Origin of the sequence: Streptomyces sp. NPDC088246, from assembly GCF_044741025.1 — a bacterium.
Taxonomy (GTDB): Bacteria; Actinomycetota; Actinomycetes; order Streptomycetales; family Streptomycetaceae; genus Streptomyces.
The window spans coordinates 1-14,242 of record NZ_JBIURV010000098.1 but is presented as its reverse complement, the minus strand read 5'-3'; the positions used below and the strand labels follow the sequence as shown (position 1 = coordinate 14,242).

Genomic DNA, 14,242 nt, shown 5'->3' with positions numbered 1-14,242 from the left:
GTTCAACTTCACCTCCTCGATCTCCTCGACACCGACATCGGACAAACCCGCTGGCCACAGACCTGAAACGGTGACCCGCGAAGTCCGGGTCTAGGAGGCCACACTCATCATGTCTGAACCCGTAGAACCCCCGACCGGCGGGGAGTTGGACCCGGTCCGGATTCCGGATCCGCAGTTGGAGGGGATAGAGGCCAGCGTCCGGCGGCTGATGGAGAAGTCGGCGCAGCAGTCGCAGCAGCTCGACCATCTGGCCTCCGCGCCGGCCTCCAGCGGTCCCTCACCGTTCGCGGCGTTCGGGATGCCGGGGCTCGGCGGACCGCCCCCGGCTGCCCCGCCAGAGCCACGCCCCATCCTGGAGCTCGACGGAGAGGAACACGAGGACGAACTCGATGCCCTGTCCGACTGGGTCGACGACTTTCTGTTGCCCGTCTACGGATCGGAAGTGACGACGGTGGCGCCCTGGTGCCTGCAGTGGCAGGAGCACGACGACGTCGTCGCCTGGCTTCACGCCCTGTGGCTCGCGTACCAGCAGCACAAGGACCCCGAGGCAGGGTTGAGCGGCCTGTTCGTGTGGCACCGGGATTTCCTCACGCACGCGATTGCTGCGATCCGCGCGCCAGGAGGGCCGCTGTCGGCCTGCATGACCTCCCCGGAGCGACCGGCACACCGGATCCTGCCTGGCCCGCCGCCCTCGGCCCGGTCGGAGAAGGGGACGGCGACCGAAGCGGAGCGGGACGGGTCCGGCGAGCCTGAGATGCCGACGTCATGAATGGCGGGCAGCAGCGGCCCACTTTTGGCCTGAGCCTCGACCCCCGTGCCCTGACCGATCTCCTCCAGGCCCCCGGCGACATCCGGGACCTGACACTCGCCTACCTGCAGGAAGTGGTGAATGCCGAGAGGTTCGGAACCCGGCTCGACGGCGACCTGGAGGGCTACCGCAAGCTGTTCGTGGATTCCAGGAAGGAGTGGCGCGTCGTCTATGGCGTGCGCACGGCGCCGGAAACGTCTGCGCACCGACGGGAGATCCACGTCGTCGCCGTCCGGCCGCGGGCCGGCAATCAGGTCTATGACGAGGTCGGGCGCCGCCTTGGGATGTCTCGCCGGCCGCTGAGTGCCCGCACCCACGCGGCCCGCTCCCGCTCCCCTCAGCTCACGACCCGCGGCCCGGTGCCGAGGCCACTGCCCTCAGTGCTCCCGGGCCTGCCCCGCCCCGCGCAGAACCCTGCGCACCGTCATTCCCACTGATTGCCTGGAGCCACCGCCTATGCCCCCTGATCCCGCGCCGGCAGCAGTCCGGCGTGCGGTCTCTTCCCTCGACGACCGCATCGAGGCCGTCACCGGTCACGACATCGACACCCTGGGGGCCCATCGAGACCGCGGCGTCCTCGACGAGCCCCTTGCCGGCCTGGTCGACCAGCACCGCGAGCTGGCCCGGGCCGAGACCGGCGTGACCTTCTACCGCGTCCTCCTCCACCGCCTGTCCAGCGGGGAGTTTCCCGTCGATGGCGCCCTCTTCGGGCGCATCGACCGCACCGTGGACCAGTTGGAGCAGGCCGCCGACGTGCGCGACGGTGCCGCGCAGCGGGTGATCGCCGCCCTGGAGCCCATTGAAGCCGCCGCCGGCACGGCACCGGTTGACAGGGGAGACCCGCTATCGACTGCCGACCGGGCGGCGCTGCTCGCCATCGCCGGCGGCGCCAAGCTCTACGAGCACCTTCTGACAAATCGGATGTCGGTGACCACTGCCTCTGGGACGCGCATCGCCCACGCCGAGCTGCAGCGACTGGAAGGCGCTGGTCTGGTCTCCCGGGACACCGGCCATCCCGTGCATGCTGGCCAGCCGGTCGCGCTGACCGACGCCGGACGAGCCGCACTGGCCGCCGCCCGTCGGCTCACCACACCCCAAGCGCCCACGACGGCAGCCCGGCCCGGGGCATGGCCGTCCGCCCCAGCACCGCGGCGCTGATCTCCCAACAGAAAGGCCCTCGTTGTCCTCCACCGCATCGACGCCCGCCCAGGGGCGCGTGCCTGAAGTCGACTTCGACCTGGACGAGTTCGACGCCGACGAGCAGGTGTCTCTCGCGTTCTACCGTCAGGTCGCGGTGCGCGAGGACATGCTCGTCCCTCTCGCTGTGCACCACACCGCCGACGGAGAGCACAGCTATTACATCCTGTTCGACCGCACAGCCACCTACGGCCACCCCGGCGACCCTCACTACGTCGCCGTCCACCTGCAACGGGACCGAGAGAAGCGAAGTTTTGATTTCGAGCGCGCTTCTCTGCCGCTGCCCGCGATGGCACAGTCCTGGCTGATCCACCGCGGCTGTCCAGCCGATGCCATCGGCCTCAACCCCGAACTGGGCCCTCCGCCGGCGGATGAGGCGACGCGGGCTCTGGGGCACCGACTCGTGGGCGACGGTGACCACTACGCGATGGGCTACTCCTACACCCGAGACGACCCGGACGACATGGTCACCGTCGTGGCACTGCGCGCCCTCGACGAGCGAGCCCCGTCTCCGTTTCGCGTCGTGGTCGAGGAGGTTGACACCGACGCGTGGACCCACACCCTGCGCGAGGGCGGCTTCGCCACGGTCCAAGAAGCCCTCCAGTGGTGCGACGACCGGCTCAGAGGCACGGCCGGCCCCCTCCCGCCAGTCAGGCCGGCCGCGTCGCCGACCCGCCCGGCTCTCCCGTCAAAGGCATCTTCTCCGCGCCCGCCCGGCCGATCGCGCTGAACAACAAGGCCGATTGGCGCGGCGAAACATAGCCGACGATCGCCGGTTAGCCAAACCGGCGATTCTCCGGACTCTTGTACAGCCGCCGGGACAACAACCCCGACGTCTTCCTCATGCATTCCCATTTCCTGCACGGAGGTTTCTTCCGCATGCGCTCAACCCGAATTGCCATATCTGCCGCGGTGCTCGGAGCAGTTGCTCTGCCACTGCTGTCGGCCCCCACCGCAACCGCGGCGACTGCACCCACCGTGGCGACTGTCGCCAGCGCCAGCAGCTGCTCGTCCCTCCCGCCGCTTCCGTACGCGGTCCACACGACGGCCGTAACCATCCGGTCCAAGGCCACCACGAAGTCCACCGCGCTGGGAGTGCTCTACAAGAGCCACAAGTTCACCGTGGGCAAGAAGAGCGGGAACTGGCTCTACATCACCGACAAGACCACCGGCGTAAAGGGATGGGTCTCCGGAACCTACGTCTATCGCGACGTCCGAATGTGCCTTGACTGACAGGCACTCGGCAACAACCCGCCTGTGGCGTAGCCGAGTTAATCGCTCGTTCGTCGAATCCCGTCCCGTGAACAGTCGGGCCGCTGTGCCCCTCCGGAGAGGAGTTTCCTTTGTCCGACGAAATAGTTGACGGCACAGAGGATGTCGTGGGCGTGCTCACCGAACAGATCGAAGCTCACTTCGGGATGAGCATGGACCAGCTGAAGGCCGCGGTCTCCGTGGCACCGGCTGCCAATTCCCGTGCCACCGACGTCGTCAAGTGGCACGGTCTTCTCACCGAGTCCCAAGCGGTGCTCGACCGCGCGGAGGACTCCCTCCTTGCCGCGCTGGAAACTCAGCCCAGCGAGGTGGACGACCCGACGATGGGCCTCGCCCACCGCGTCAACGCAGCCGTTGCCGCACGGGATGGGCGGGCTCTGGTCGTGCGGTGGCTTCTCGACCCGGACGCTCCCGGGAAGAAGGATCTCGCTGCCGAGCGGCTTGCCCGTTTCAACCGCACCGCCCGTAAGGGCCCGGCCGTGCAGACCAGCGCTCCGAACCGCCCCGCGACTGCACCTGCATCGGCGCCGCGACCCGGAAGGAGCGCGCTGCGATGAGCGTCAAGTTCAAGCCCAGCACCGTCGACGGCCGGCTGCAGGACATCTTCGGTGCCCCCGTTGCCGATCTGTACGAGACGGCGGCCAGTGCCGATGCCTCTGCGGCAGTGACCCGCGCCCTGGAACTGCGCTCCTTCCTCGCCCTGGCCGAGGAGCAGGTCGCCTGTGTCCGCGACCGCGTGCACGACGCCACGGCACCCGACCGCGATATGAGCGAGCTGTCGGCGGATGACCTGCGGATGGACGCGCAGTGGCTGGAGGCGGCACTCGACGCCCGCGACGGCTACCGCGCCGCGCTCGATGACCTGCTGCGCACCATGCCGCCTCCCGGCCAGCAGCACCGGCCCGTCCAGCTGACACAGCACAAGGCCACCACCACCCTGCCCCCGGCCGTCGCCGCCCCGGCACCGCAGCGTGCCGGGGCGGCCCGGGCCCGCCGACCGTGAAAGCCCCCGATTGCCCCACCTCACGTCCACCGAGATAGCCGGACGGATCGAGGACCTGTACGCCGCGCCGCTGGCCGACCTCGAATCCCACGCCCAGGACCAGCCGCCCGGCATGCTCTCCGCCCTGCTCGACATGCACGACGGCCTCGCCCTCGCCGAGCGGAGCATCGCCTTCCACCGCGACCGCCTCGCCCGGCTCGTCCACCCCGAGCGGCAGATCGGCGGACACGAGGTTTCCCACGTTCTCGACTGTGCTCGCCGGCTCGCCGAGGCGGTTGCCGTCCGCGACGTCCAGACCAAGACGGCCTCCGCCGTTCTCCAGAGTCTCGGACGCGTCACCGCCCCCGAGCCGTCCCCGGCCCCCGCGTCGTCCTCACCCGCCGTGCCAGCCCTGCCTATTCCGGCCGCGAGCGCTGCCCGGACCTTTGGCCCTCACCGGTCTGCCCCCCGACACCGACGCTGACATCGCCCGGGTCACCGAGGCACTCGCAATGATCACTCCGCGATGGAACGTGCGGATCCTGCTGGCCCTTTCCGGTCGGCCGCTGCGCTACAGCGAGATCGCGAGCAAAGTCTCCTGGCTCCAGAACGGCCAGCTCCATCCGAAGCTGCGGTCCCTGTGCGATGCCGGCCTCGTCCAGCGCACCGAGCACACCTCGCGTCACGTCACCTACGGCCACACCGACCGCGGCGCCGCGCTGCTGCCGGTATTGCCGCTGATCGTCACCTGGGCCGAGGGCCATCTGGAGAACGCGGACCGCCCGCTGCCCGCGATCGAGCAGATCGAGGACGGCCTCACTCTGCTGACCCGGCGGCACGCCGCCGCGATCCTTTGGGTACTGAAGTCACGCGAAGAGGTCAGCGGCCGTGCTCTGGCCAGGATCGTCATGCCCAGCAGCGACTGGACCAACGTCTACCCGCCACTTCGGCAGCTCGTGGCTGACGGCCTGGTCCTCACCGACGGCATCGGGCAGCCCTACCGCCTGTCTGCTGCGGGTGACGGCCTGGCGCCCGTCTTCGGGGCCTTGTCCGCCTGGTCCGCCGGGCAACCTCTTGCGCAGGCTGCCCGGCACCCGGTCTGGGGACGCTCGGACGCCGCGCCCGCTCCGAAGAAGTGGGTCAGCAACCAATCGCGGATGCCGCCTTGCTGGGCCGTGGAACCTGCTGACGCAGTGGCTGCGCGCCAACCCGCAGGCAGCCCGGCCCACCGAGGGTGAGCCGGCCGCGTGACCTCGCACACCGAGCTGAGACACGCCCGGCATCCGGCCACCGGCCTCGTGCGCGGCATCTACGTACCGCGTGGCGCGGACGCCGCCGCGTCCGCCATGACCACCTACGGAATTCCCCTGCTGGTCCTGGCCACCACCGGCTCCACGGCCCTGACTGGCCTGGCGTTCGCGCTGGAGTGGATACCGCGCCTGGCCGCGTTCGCGGTGGCCGGCACGATGGTCGACCGCTACGGCACCACCACGGTGTTCCGTCTCGCCTCCCTGGCACGGGCTCTGCTCGTGCTGGCTGCCGCTGTCCTCCTGGTCGCCCGGACCGGGGCGGGACCGACCGCAACGGTCACGGTGATGGTGCTCGCCGCACTGACCGGCGTGCTGACGGAATGCAGCTACATCGCCGCCGAGACCGCCGGCGCGGAGGCGAGCCGCCGTGCCGGAGATCGAGCGCACAAGGTGCAGTCCGTGCTGCTGGGAATCGACCAGACCGCCACGCTCGCCGGCCCCCTCGCGGCCGGTCTGCTCCTGGAATGGGGCGGCCCGGCAGGGATGCTCGTCACCCTCTCGTGCTGCTCGCTTCTCGGCGCCGCGCTCGCCCCCCGCCAGCCGCACGCACCGAAGACGAGCACGGGTCCTGCCGCCGGTGGCCTCCGTACCGGGTGGGCGACGCTGCGCTCGTTGCCGGCCCTGGCCTGGATGGTGACCGGACTGGTCGTCTCCAACTTCGCGGCCGGTCTGCTGCAGGCTGCGATGCCGGTCATCGTCGTCAACCAGCTCGGGCGCTCCAGCGCGGACGCCGGACTCATCTGGTCCGCCGCGGCCGTCGTATCCCTGCTGGCCCTCACTGCCGCCCGCACCGCGATCGACCGCTGGGGCCTGTGGCCGGTCGGCGCTGTCGCCGCAACGATCGCGGCAGCCGCCACCCTCGCCGTCACCCAGGCCCACACCTACACCGGCTACCTCGTGCTCATCGCGGTCCTCACGGGTGGCGAAGGGGCCCTGTCCGTTGTCCTGCGGACCCTGCGCTCGCAGCTCATCCCGCCCGCCGTGTTCGGCAGCACGCTGTCCGTGACAGTCCTGGTGCTGCTGCTGCCCTTCCCTCTCGCCGGCCTCCTCGTAGCCGCCGTTCCGCCCGCGATGTTCGGCCATGTCATCACCGGCGCCGCCGTCCTCCAGGCCGTCGGTCTCGCCGCTGCCTTCACCCGCCTGCGCGCCCTTCCCGGCCTGCGCACCCCGACCGCCTGACACCCCGGCACGAGAGGACCCGCGACGCTCATGCCCCCGCCCACCATTCAGACCGCTCCGCCCCGCCACAGCCGCACGGCCGCCTCGATCACGGAGCAATTCCATGCCGTCGACGCACAGCACCCCGGGATATTCGCGGCACTGGAACAGCTCATCACCGACCGTCTTGCCGCCGGAGCGACGCGGGTCGGGATGAAGGCGCTGTTCGAAGCCCTGCGCTGGAGGCAACCCGACGGCGTGCAGGGACTCAACAACAACTACACCGCGCTGTAAGCGCGCAAGCTGCTCGCCGCCCACCCCGAGTGGGCCTCTGCGATCGAGGTCCGCCGTCGCAGCAGCCCGTGAAACCAGCCTCGTACGCCTCTTCTGACCTGATCTCTTCTGTATTGGAGCACTCGCTTGTCCCACCCCACTTCCACCGTCCTGGTCGTTTCCCCCGGAGACGAGGTCTACCGCCGGTACTGTCTTGAGCAGGTGGCCACGTCATACAAGGTGGTAGTCGTCACCGATTCCCAGCCCACCTGGCAGACCCCGCTCATCGCCGACTGGGAAGTCACCGACCTCACCGACCCGGACGCCGTTGTCGCCGCCGGCCGTGAACTCGGCGCCCGTCACGACGTGTCCGGCGTGCTCACCTGGGACGAATACCTGCTCGTGCCCACGGCCCGGCTCGCCGAACACCTCGGCCTGCCTGGCTCCCACCCGGACGCCATGCGAGCCTGCCGCGACAAGGGACGCACCCGCACCGTGCTGGCCGAGCACCGCGTCGGCTCCGCCACCTCGATACGCACCACGTCCCTGATGGAGGCCGTCCTCGCGGCAGAATCCATCGGCTACCCGATCGTCCTCAAGCCCGCCTCCAACGCGGCCAGCCTCGGCGTCATCCGCATCGACAACGGCGAGGACCTGGCAGCCGGTTACGCATTCGCCGCCGCCGGAGCCCACGGAATCGGCAGCGAGTCCGACGACGTGCTCGTCGAGGAATACCTGGACGGACCCGAGGTCTCGGTGGAATGCGTCACCCACCGCGGCGTCACCGCAGCCGTCGCCGTCACCCGCAAGACACTCGGTTTTGAACCGTACTTCGAGGAGATCGCCCACTCGGTCGACGCCCGCGACCCCCTGCTCGCAGAAGTGGCACCGGTCGCCACCGCAGCCGTAGCCGCACTCGGCATCAGCACCGGCATCCAGCACGTAGAACTGCGCCTGACCGACCGCGGCCCGCGCATCATCGAAGTCAACGCACGCGTCGGAGGAGACCTCATCGGCCGCCTCGTCGCGCTCGCCACCGGCCTCGACCTCGCCCGCATCGCAGCAGACCTGGCCTGCGGCACCGCCCCCGACCTCACCCCCACCCGGCACCAGGCAGCCGCCATCCGCATCCTGTACCCGGACGCCACAGGCACCCTCACCCACCGCGCGATCGACAACCGGTTCGCCAACACCACCGACTGGCTCGAAGAAGTCCGGTGGCTCCGCGAACCCGGCGACCGGGCCGTCCTCCCGCCCGACGGCGACCTCGACACCGCCCGCATCGGCCACATCCTCGTCACCGGACCCACGACAGAAGTCACCCAGCAGCGCCTCCGCCTCGCCGCCGACCACGTGACGGTCACCGTCGACACACGCATGGACACACGGACCGCCAGCGCCCCGGATGCGTGACTCCCTCCCCAACCGGATTTCCACTTGAGGAAGTGATGCAGCATCAGCTCTGAAGACGGCCCCGACGAAGACGTCTACGTCTCCCCGCGGTACCTCGCCGGGCTGCCAGGGGATGCCGATCCCAGCTTCGAACCGGTTGCGGACTGGCCGCACTACAGTCTCGACGACGGACCGTGCCAGCTCCTCGTCACATCACCGGACCACCGCATCACGATTGCGTGGTTCGGAGACGACTACGACGTGTGGAGGATCAGCGCCAGCAAGAACCCCGTCTCCGAACTCCACTGGTCGGCACGCATCAACCAGAACACACCCCCCGAACTCGTCCACGGCTTCACCACTGCCCTAGCCGCCGAGTGGAGCGAGGACAGCGATACCTTTCTCACCCCTCGGTCCTACCGCTGGACAGACTCGGTGCAGCCGTTCCTCGACGCAGGCTGGGAACGCAAGCCGACATCTCGCGGCATCGTGGAGATCGTCTCCCCGGACCAGCTGGCGGGAGTGAGCATCAACGTCGTCAGCACCCACCCGCACGACGACGTATACCTCCTCTGGGCCGGCCCGCCGGGATGGGGAACCCGCGCCGAGGCGACCTTCACCGCCCGTACCCCGCAGCACCTGATCGCCGCGATGGCAACCACCTTCGTCGATCTCAGCCCCGTCGTCCGCAACAAAGCGCGGTTGCACCCGCGACTGGCGCAGCTGGCCCAGCTCACTCCCGTCGCCCCGCCGCGGCCCATGGCCCCGACCCCGCGCGACGTCCAGCGCCGGAGCGCCCGCCGACCGGCCGCGATTGGCACTTCCACCGTTCCGCGATGGAGCACGAGCACACTGCCGCCGGCCGGTGCCGGCGGCAGCCTTCCAACACGCCGACGCTGAACCAACCGTCCGTACAACACCCCCCGCTCACGCTCCTTCCACCCCGGTGCGGGATCCATGTCTCCACCGCGCCGGCTGCCCGTGCGCCGCAGCCGGGCCCGCAGTACGGCCCCGGCCACGGCCGCTGACCAGCCACTGCCCCCGACAGGGCTTCTCAACTCCCCTTACCCCACATTCGATTCAGGATCTCTATGCGTCTTTGTACTCGTTCGGTCGCCGTCCTTGTAGCCGCCGGCATATCCGGAACGCTGGCTTGGACGCCGGCCCAGGCCGCCCCCTCGCCGTCCGCTGTACTGGGCCCTGGCTACACGATCCCCGACTCCGACGGAAACGCGGACACCTCCCACATCGGTGCCTACGGCCCTCCCGGCCCCAGCGTGTGGGGCCCCAACGAGACTTACTGTGCAGACCCGGAACGGAAGGGGCCCGCTGATGCGGGTCGCTACAGCGAACCGGTCACCGTCACGTCCTGGACCTCGTCGGTGACCGGCAAGCCCGTGCCCGCAGCGAACCTCGCGTACGCCTCGTACGTGATCGGCCGATACGGGCAGACACGGAACAACGCGCAGGCCGCCGCAGTGGACGCCGCCGTCTATGAATGGCTGGCGGGCGGCGCATACGGCATCAACGACCCCCGAGGCAGGGAACGCCTGACCTACCCGGTGGTCTCACCCACCGCACGCACCCTCGCGCTGCGCTACATCACCGAGGCACAGCACCTTGCGGGCCCGTACGCGCTCCGCATCACTCCGTCGGTGACCACGACGCACGCGGGACAGAAGGTCTCCGTCTCGGTGGAGATCACCTCTACCCTCACCGGCGAGGCCATTCCCAGCGTCGCGGTGGCCCTGACCGAGTCCGGGGCAGGCACTGCTGCGGGCACAGTCACCACGGACAAGAACGGCTCCGGCAGTTGGGTGTTCACGGCTGGCGGCACTGGAACGGCCAAGGTCAGGGCCACGGCAACCGGTCTGCCCGGGGCGCAGCTGAAGGTCCTCAGTCCCCAGAACCCGGCAGCCCAGCGCATGCTGCTGGCCGGTGACACCACATCCGCCGAGGACACGGCCACCGTGGACGTTGAAGCCGCTCCGGGCGGGGTCGAGATCCACAAGAAGGACCCTGAAGGCAGCGTCCTGGTCGGCGCCGTGTTCCAGCTCCTGGACAAGACCGGCAAGATCATCGCCGAAGGAACGACCGGCACCGGGGGAGTACTCGTCTTCGAAGGCATCGCCCCGGGCACCTACCGGCTGCGTGAAACCTCCACCGGCGACACCATCCACGAGCTGGTGCCGGACCAGGACATCACCATCGTTGAGGGACGCACCGCCCGCGCCAACCCTGTCACGGTCATCGACCCGTTCAAGAAGGCCGAACTGCTGGTCCGCAAGACGGACAAGGCCACCGGCAAGCCTCTGGTCGGAGCGGAAATCAACATCAAGGCCGATGTCATCGACCCGTCGGGGAGACACGTTCCGGGCAAGCAGATGCTCTCCCTGACTACCGGCAAGGACGGCACCGCGACGGCCAAGCTGGACATCGCGCTCAAGGCGGGCACCCGCTACTGGGCCACCGAGGTCAAGGCCCCGGCCGGCTACCAGCTCGACGCCGCCCCGGTCACGTTCACCGCGAAGCCCGGCACCACCGTCACCGTCACGCTGGCCGACACCTTGACCCCGCCGACCACACCCCCGACGACTCCGGCCACCACTACGCCGCCTGCGCCCAGAACGCCTGACAGCCCGCCAACGTCCGGCAGCCTCGCCCACACTGGCTCCGACGCCACCATGTGGCTGCTCAGCTCCGCAGGCGCGCTTCTCGTCGCGGGAGGGGCCACCTACTGGGCTTCGCGCCGCCGGCGCCCGGACTCGGAGCCCGCGTCCGGCTGACGTACCCGTGAAATCACCCCGTCCGTTGAACACCCTCGCTGGGGCGTCTTCGCGATCCCGTCACCCGACGGGCTCGCCGACATCGAGTTCACCACCGGCGCCCTCGATCCGGAGGACGAGCTGACGACCCGCGACGCCTGATGGCAGCCGTGGGCCGGTGAATCCGTCGACCGGCCCGCCTGGTACGCGACGGTCAGCACCGACACTCCTGTCGCCCTGCTCACAGCCGTCACCGAGTGCGTCTCCGACCCGTCCCCCCTTCCCCGGTGGCGACAAGGCACCTACAGCTACGTCGAGGGCCTGGCCCAGCTCACCCCCATCCTCCCGCCGGGTCCGCCCCCTCTCGATGTCCAACGGGCCGTCTCCCACAGCCCGGCCGCGCTCCCCGCCCCCAGCGTCCCGCACTGGAGCACCACCAGCCGTCCGACCTTGCCCGGCCCGCGCCGATAGCCCCTGCTCGACCTCCACCCAAAGGTTCCTCTTGTCCCTGCAAGCCCCCGAGTTCTTCGCCGAACTATCCCTCCCCTTCACCGACAGCACCGTGCTGGGCAACACCTACTACGCCACCCCCGTTCCCGGCGCACCACTGCGGCTGCGGATCAGCTTCACCGGCACCATCTACGCGGACACGTACGGCGGCCTGCGCCTGGCGGTCGTCCACGCAGACAGGGGCGAGATCGATGCCGTGGCACTCAGATTCGTGGACCACGGCACCTTCCACCGCCGCGACGAAGCCCACAACACCTCCGCGAACAGCAAGCAGTACGGCACGTTCGACAAGTACCACCGGGCGGGAAAGCCGCCGTGGGAGGGCGCCGTCACCACCGGACTGCGCGACGCCATCGAGCAGTACACCGCCGTCTGGTTCCCCGGTGCCTGGACCGCGTCCACGCCGAGCCGCGCTGCGGGCCGCACCGCTCACAAGACTCCCGCCCCGCCGGCCACCCGCAGCGGTGGCCGCGCCCGCTGAGCCGCGGCCCCCATCCCTATGCACAGCGTTCCGTCGACCCCACCCAGACCGTGAAGGTTCTTCCCCGCAGCCTGGCAGGCCCCGGCCCAGCGAGTCCCCGTGCTGCCTGGCCCTTCCCCTTCGACGAAGACTGGTCACTGCACCAGCCCGAGGTGTGGACGGCCTTCGCCGCCAGCCCCTGCCTGCGGCTGTGGACCAGCCTGGCCCCCGAAAGCGACAAGTCCAGCAAGAGGCAGTGGACCACCACTGCGAACCGATTCCCGTTCGGTCCGCCGGCCTGGCAGATCACCTTGGACGCCACCACACCGGTCGAGCTGCTGCACGATGTCCACACCGAACTACTCGACCTCCACCTTGACCGGCACAGCGACCGGGACTGGCTATACGAGGACGAGACGGCACCGTACGAGGCATACGTGCCGCTGTTCGCCCGTGGCTGGAGCCACGACGTCAAGACCGATGGCACGCAGACCTTCCGCGCGCCGGAGGGCCTTGGGGGCGTGCGGCACCGCTACGCCACCAACGGCTCCGACGGATCGGCCTGGACGGCCTGGGGCGGTTACCAGAGCGACCCGCACTGGCAGGCGCGATTTTCCTTCGGGACGCCCACCAAACTTGTCGCGGCCTTCACCGCCTCGCTGATCTCCACCGAGCCGGTGCACCGCACCGCCAAGGTCGTCCCCTTCCTTACCCGCCGTCACCTCTACATCGCGACAGCAACAGCCAAGCAGCCACCCGGCTACTCACTCGCCGCCCCGCCTCCCCCGGGGCCTGGCCCAGGCCGGACCCGATGACCTCCCCACCACCTGATCAAGGAGCCCCCCTTCTCGTGCACGCTCGTATCGTCCGCGGCGCCGTCCGATCCGCTGCCCTCGCCGCCGCAGTGACCGGCACACTCACCTGGGCACCAGCCGCGACTGCCCAGTCGGCCGAGCCGACGCCCTCCGCCTCCACTGCTCCCACCGAGACTCCCGCACCCGACGCCGGCAGCGTCGCCATCACCAAGAAGGACCCGGCCGGCGACCCCCTCGCAGGAGCCTCGTTCCTCCTCCTGGACACCGCAGGCCAGGAGGCCGGGCGCGAGACGACCGACGCTCAGGGGAAGCTGACCTTCCCCGACCTGGCCCCGGGCGTGTACCGGCTCAAGGAAACCTCCAGCGGCAGCCCGCTCCACGACGTCGTCGCAGACCAGGACGTCATCGTCACCCCCGGCGCCACCGCCCAGCTGACGATCACCGACCCGTTCAGGGCTGCGCAGGTCGTCTTGAAGGCCAAGGACGACAAGACAGGCAAGCTCCTGCCCGGTTCCACCGTGAACATCGGCACTGGCGACAAGACTCTGCTCACCCTCACGACCGGTTCCAAGGGCACGGCATCCGGCGAGCTGCCAGTGTCCAGCCGGAAGACGGAGTTCTGGGTCAAGCAGATCAACGCCCCCGAGGGCTACGACCTCTACAAGCCGTCGAAGACGTTCACCGTCGGTCCTGGCGCCCCGGTCACCGTGACCGTCACCAACTCCAAGACCGCGACCACCCCGAAGCCCGATCCGTCGGGGACGCCGACAGACAAGCCCACCGAAAGCCCGTCCACCCCCGAGGACAAGCCGAGCGAGGGAGACTCCGGTGGGGCGAAGCCCGCCCCGACGGGTACCGGCACGCCGGACGCTGACTCCACGCCCGTCCCGGCAGCCAACCCAGGCGATGACGCGACGCCGAAGGCTCCGGCCGGCTCCCTCGCCCACACCGGCGCCGACGCCACCCCATGGATCCTGGGCGGCGCCGGACTCCTCGTCGCCGTCGGAATCGGCACTATTGTCGCCGCCCGTCGCCGCGCGGCGGCCGAGCCAGAGCAGGACGACAACGGCGAGACCAGCTAACCCACGATCACTCCTCGACCAGCCGGCCCCCGCGAACTCTCCCCGGGGGCCTGCCGCGTATACCGGAGTCCGCAGGTCGCGGTCACGCCTTCCGCCAAGTCCGCCGCAATATCGGACAGAACGCCTAGTAGGGCTTTGTTAGGTACCCCAAGTGATCCTCGTTGGATAGATTGTGATCTTCTTTCAGTTGTGACTCCTGAGGAGATGGAAGAGGTCCG

The 14,242-nt window shown here is 69.6% G+C and carries 17 protein-coding genes and 1 pseudogene; all 18 read left to right on the top strand.

The window, feature by feature from the left end; genetic code table 11:
* The first annotated feature begins 208 nt into the window (after positions 1 to 208).
* A complete protein-coding gene (locus ACIPEK_RS44975) occupies positions 209 to 769 on the top strand; it encodes a DUF4913 domain-containing protein (RefSeq protein WP_402008532.1) in 561 nt (186 codons plus the stop codon).
* Positions 766 to 1,245, top strand: coding sequence for a hypothetical protein (locus ACIPEK_RS44970; protein WP_376323180.1), 480 nt, complete (start codon positions 766 to 768; stop codon positions 1,243 to 1,245). The genes ACIPEK_RS44975 and ACIPEK_RS44970 overlap by 4 nt, the downstream gene beginning before the upstream one ends.
* 19 nt (positions 1,246 to 1,264) lie before the next feature.
* Positions 1,265 to 1,966 carry a hypothetical protein gene (locus ACIPEK_RS44965; protein WP_402008530.1) on the top strand — a complete coding sequence of 234 codons (702 nt, stop codon included), beginning with the start codon at positions 1,265 to 1,267 and terminating at the stop codon, positions 1,964 to 1,966.
* 22 nt (positions 1,967 to 1,988) lie between these two features.
* Positions 1,989 to 2,735: a hypothetical protein gene (locus ACIPEK_RS44960; RefSeq protein ID WP_402008528.1), complete on the top strand. Its 747-nt coding sequence runs from the start codon at positions 1,989 to 1,991 to the stop codon at positions 2,733 to 2,735.
* 149 nt (positions 2,736 to 2,884) lie between these two features.
* Positions 2,885 to 3,238: an SH3 domain-containing protein gene (locus ACIPEK_RS44955; protein WP_383063576.1), complete on the top strand. Its 354-nt coding sequence runs from the start codon at positions 2,885 to 2,887 to the stop codon at positions 3,236 to 3,238.
* 110 nt (positions 3,239 to 3,348) lie between these two features.
* Positions 3,349 to 3,834, top strand: a complete 486-nt coding sequence (locus ACIPEK_RS44950) for a hypothetical protein (protein ID WP_376323172.1) — start codon at positions 3,349 to 3,351, stop codon at positions 3,832 to 3,834.
* Positions 3,831 to 4,280, top strand: a complete 450-nt coding sequence (locus ACIPEK_RS44945) for a hypothetical protein (protein ID WP_402008526.1) — start codon at positions 3,831 to 3,833, stop codon at positions 4,278 to 4,280. The genes ACIPEK_RS44950 and ACIPEK_RS44945 overlap by 4 nt, the downstream gene beginning before the upstream one ends.
* Positions 4,281 to 4,290: 10 nt before the next feature.
* Positions 4,291 to 4,743 (top strand): hypothetical protein, encoded by a 453-nt coding sequence (locus ACIPEK_RS44940; RefSeq protein WP_402008524.1) that lies wholly within the window; start codon positions 4,291 to 4,293, stop codon positions 4,741 to 4,743.
* The gene (locus ACIPEK_RS44935; RefSeq protein WP_402008522.1) at positions 4,706 to 5,497 is read left to right on the top strand and encodes a winged helix-turn-helix transcriptional regulator; all 792 of its coding nucleotides are present in this window, start codon (positions 4,706 to 4,708) and stop codon (positions 5,495 to 5,497) included. Before ACIPEK_RS44940 ends, ACIPEK_RS44935 begins: the two co-directional genes overlap by 38 nt.
* A 9-nt stretch (positions 5,498 to 5,506) precedes the next feature.
* The gene (locus tag ACIPEK_RS44930) at positions 5,507 to 6,748 is read left to right on the top strand and encodes an MFS transporter (protein WP_402008520.1); all 1,242 of its coding nucleotides are present in this window, start codon (positions 5,507 to 5,509) and stop codon (positions 6,746 to 6,748) included.
* 30 nt (positions 6,749 to 6,778) lie between these two features.
* Positions 6,779 to 7,021, top strand: a complete 243-nt coding sequence (locus tag ACIPEK_RS44925; protein ID WP_402008518.1) for a hypothetical protein — start codon at positions 6,779 to 6,781, stop codon at positions 7,019 to 7,021.
* A 126-nt stretch (positions 7,022 to 7,147) separates the two neighbouring features.
* Positions 7,148 to 8,413, top strand: a complete 1,266-nt coding sequence (locus ACIPEK_RS44920) for an ATP-grasp domain-containing protein (protein WP_402008516.1) — start codon at positions 7,148 to 7,150, stop codon at positions 8,411 to 8,413.
* 240 nt (positions 8,414 to 8,653) lie between these two features.
* The gene (locus ACIPEK_RS44915) at positions 8,654 to 9,292 is read left to right on the top strand and encodes a DUF317 domain-containing protein (RefSeq protein ID WP_402008514.1); all 639 of its coding nucleotides are present in this window, start codon (positions 8,654 to 8,656) and stop codon (positions 9,290 to 9,292) included.
* Positions 9,293 to 9,483: 191 nt separating this feature from the next.
* Complete coding sequence (locus ACIPEK_RS44910; RefSeq protein ID WP_402008512.1) at positions 9,484 to 11,178, top strand: collagen binding domain-containing protein; 1,695 nt, start codon at positions 9,484 to 9,486, stop codon at positions 11,176 to 11,178.
* A gap of 24 nt (positions 11,179 to 11,202) precedes the next feature.
* A pseudogene (locus tag ACIPEK_RS44905) lies at positions 11,203 to 11,628 on the top strand (DUF317 domain-containing protein); the annotation flags it as partial.
* 31 nt (positions 11,629 to 11,659) lie between these two features.
* The gene (locus tag ACIPEK_RS44900; RefSeq protein ID WP_402008510.1) at positions 11,660 to 12,148 is read left to right on the top strand and encodes a hypothetical protein; all 489 of its coding nucleotides are present in this window, start codon (positions 11,660 to 11,662) and stop codon (positions 12,146 to 12,148) included.
* A 50-nt stretch (positions 12,149 to 12,198) separates the two neighbouring features.
* On the top strand, positions 12,199 to 12,942 hold the full coding sequence (locus ACIPEK_RS44895) for a DUF317 domain-containing protein (protein WP_402008508.1): 744 nt from the start codon (positions 12,199 to 12,201) through the stop codon (positions 12,940 to 12,942).
* Between the two features lie 35 nt (positions 12,943 to 12,977).
* On the top strand, positions 12,978 to 14,024 hold the full coding sequence (locus ACIPEK_RS44890; RefSeq protein ID WP_402008506.1) for a SpaA isopeptide-forming pilin-related protein: 1,047 nt from the start codon (positions 12,978 to 12,980) through the stop codon (positions 14,022 to 14,024).
* Positions 14,025 to 14,242 lie beyond the last annotated feature (218 nt).

Coding starts and splice junctions, on each gene's coding strand:
- ACIPEK_RS44975 (WP_402008532.1), top strand. CDS start 209: ATGGAGAAGTCGGCGCAGCAGTCGCAGCAGCTCGACCATCTGGCCTCC.
- ACIPEK_RS44970 (WP_376323180.1), top strand. CDS start 766: ATGAATGGCGGGCAGCAGCGGCCCACTTTTGGCCTGAGCCTCGACCCC.
- ACIPEK_RS44965 (WP_402008530.1), top strand. CDS start 1,265: ATGCCCCCTGATCCCGCGCCGGCAGCAGTCCGGCGTGCGGTCTCTTCC.
- ACIPEK_RS44955 (WP_383063576.1), top strand. CDS start 2,885: ATGCGCTCAACCCGAATTGCCATATCTGCCGCGGTGCTCGGAGCAGTT.
- ACIPEK_RS44945 (WP_402008526.1), top strand. CDS start 3,831: ATGAGCGTCAAGTTCAAGCCCAGCACCGTCGACGGCCGGCTGCAGGAC.
- ACIPEK_RS44925 (WP_402008518.1), top strand. CDS start 6,779: ATGCCCCCGCCCACCATTCAGACCGCTCCGCCCCGCCACAGCCGCACG.
- ACIPEK_RS44910 (WP_402008512.1), top strand. CDS start 9,484: ATGCGTCTTTGTACTCGTTCGGTCGCCGTCCTTGTAGCCGCCGGCATA.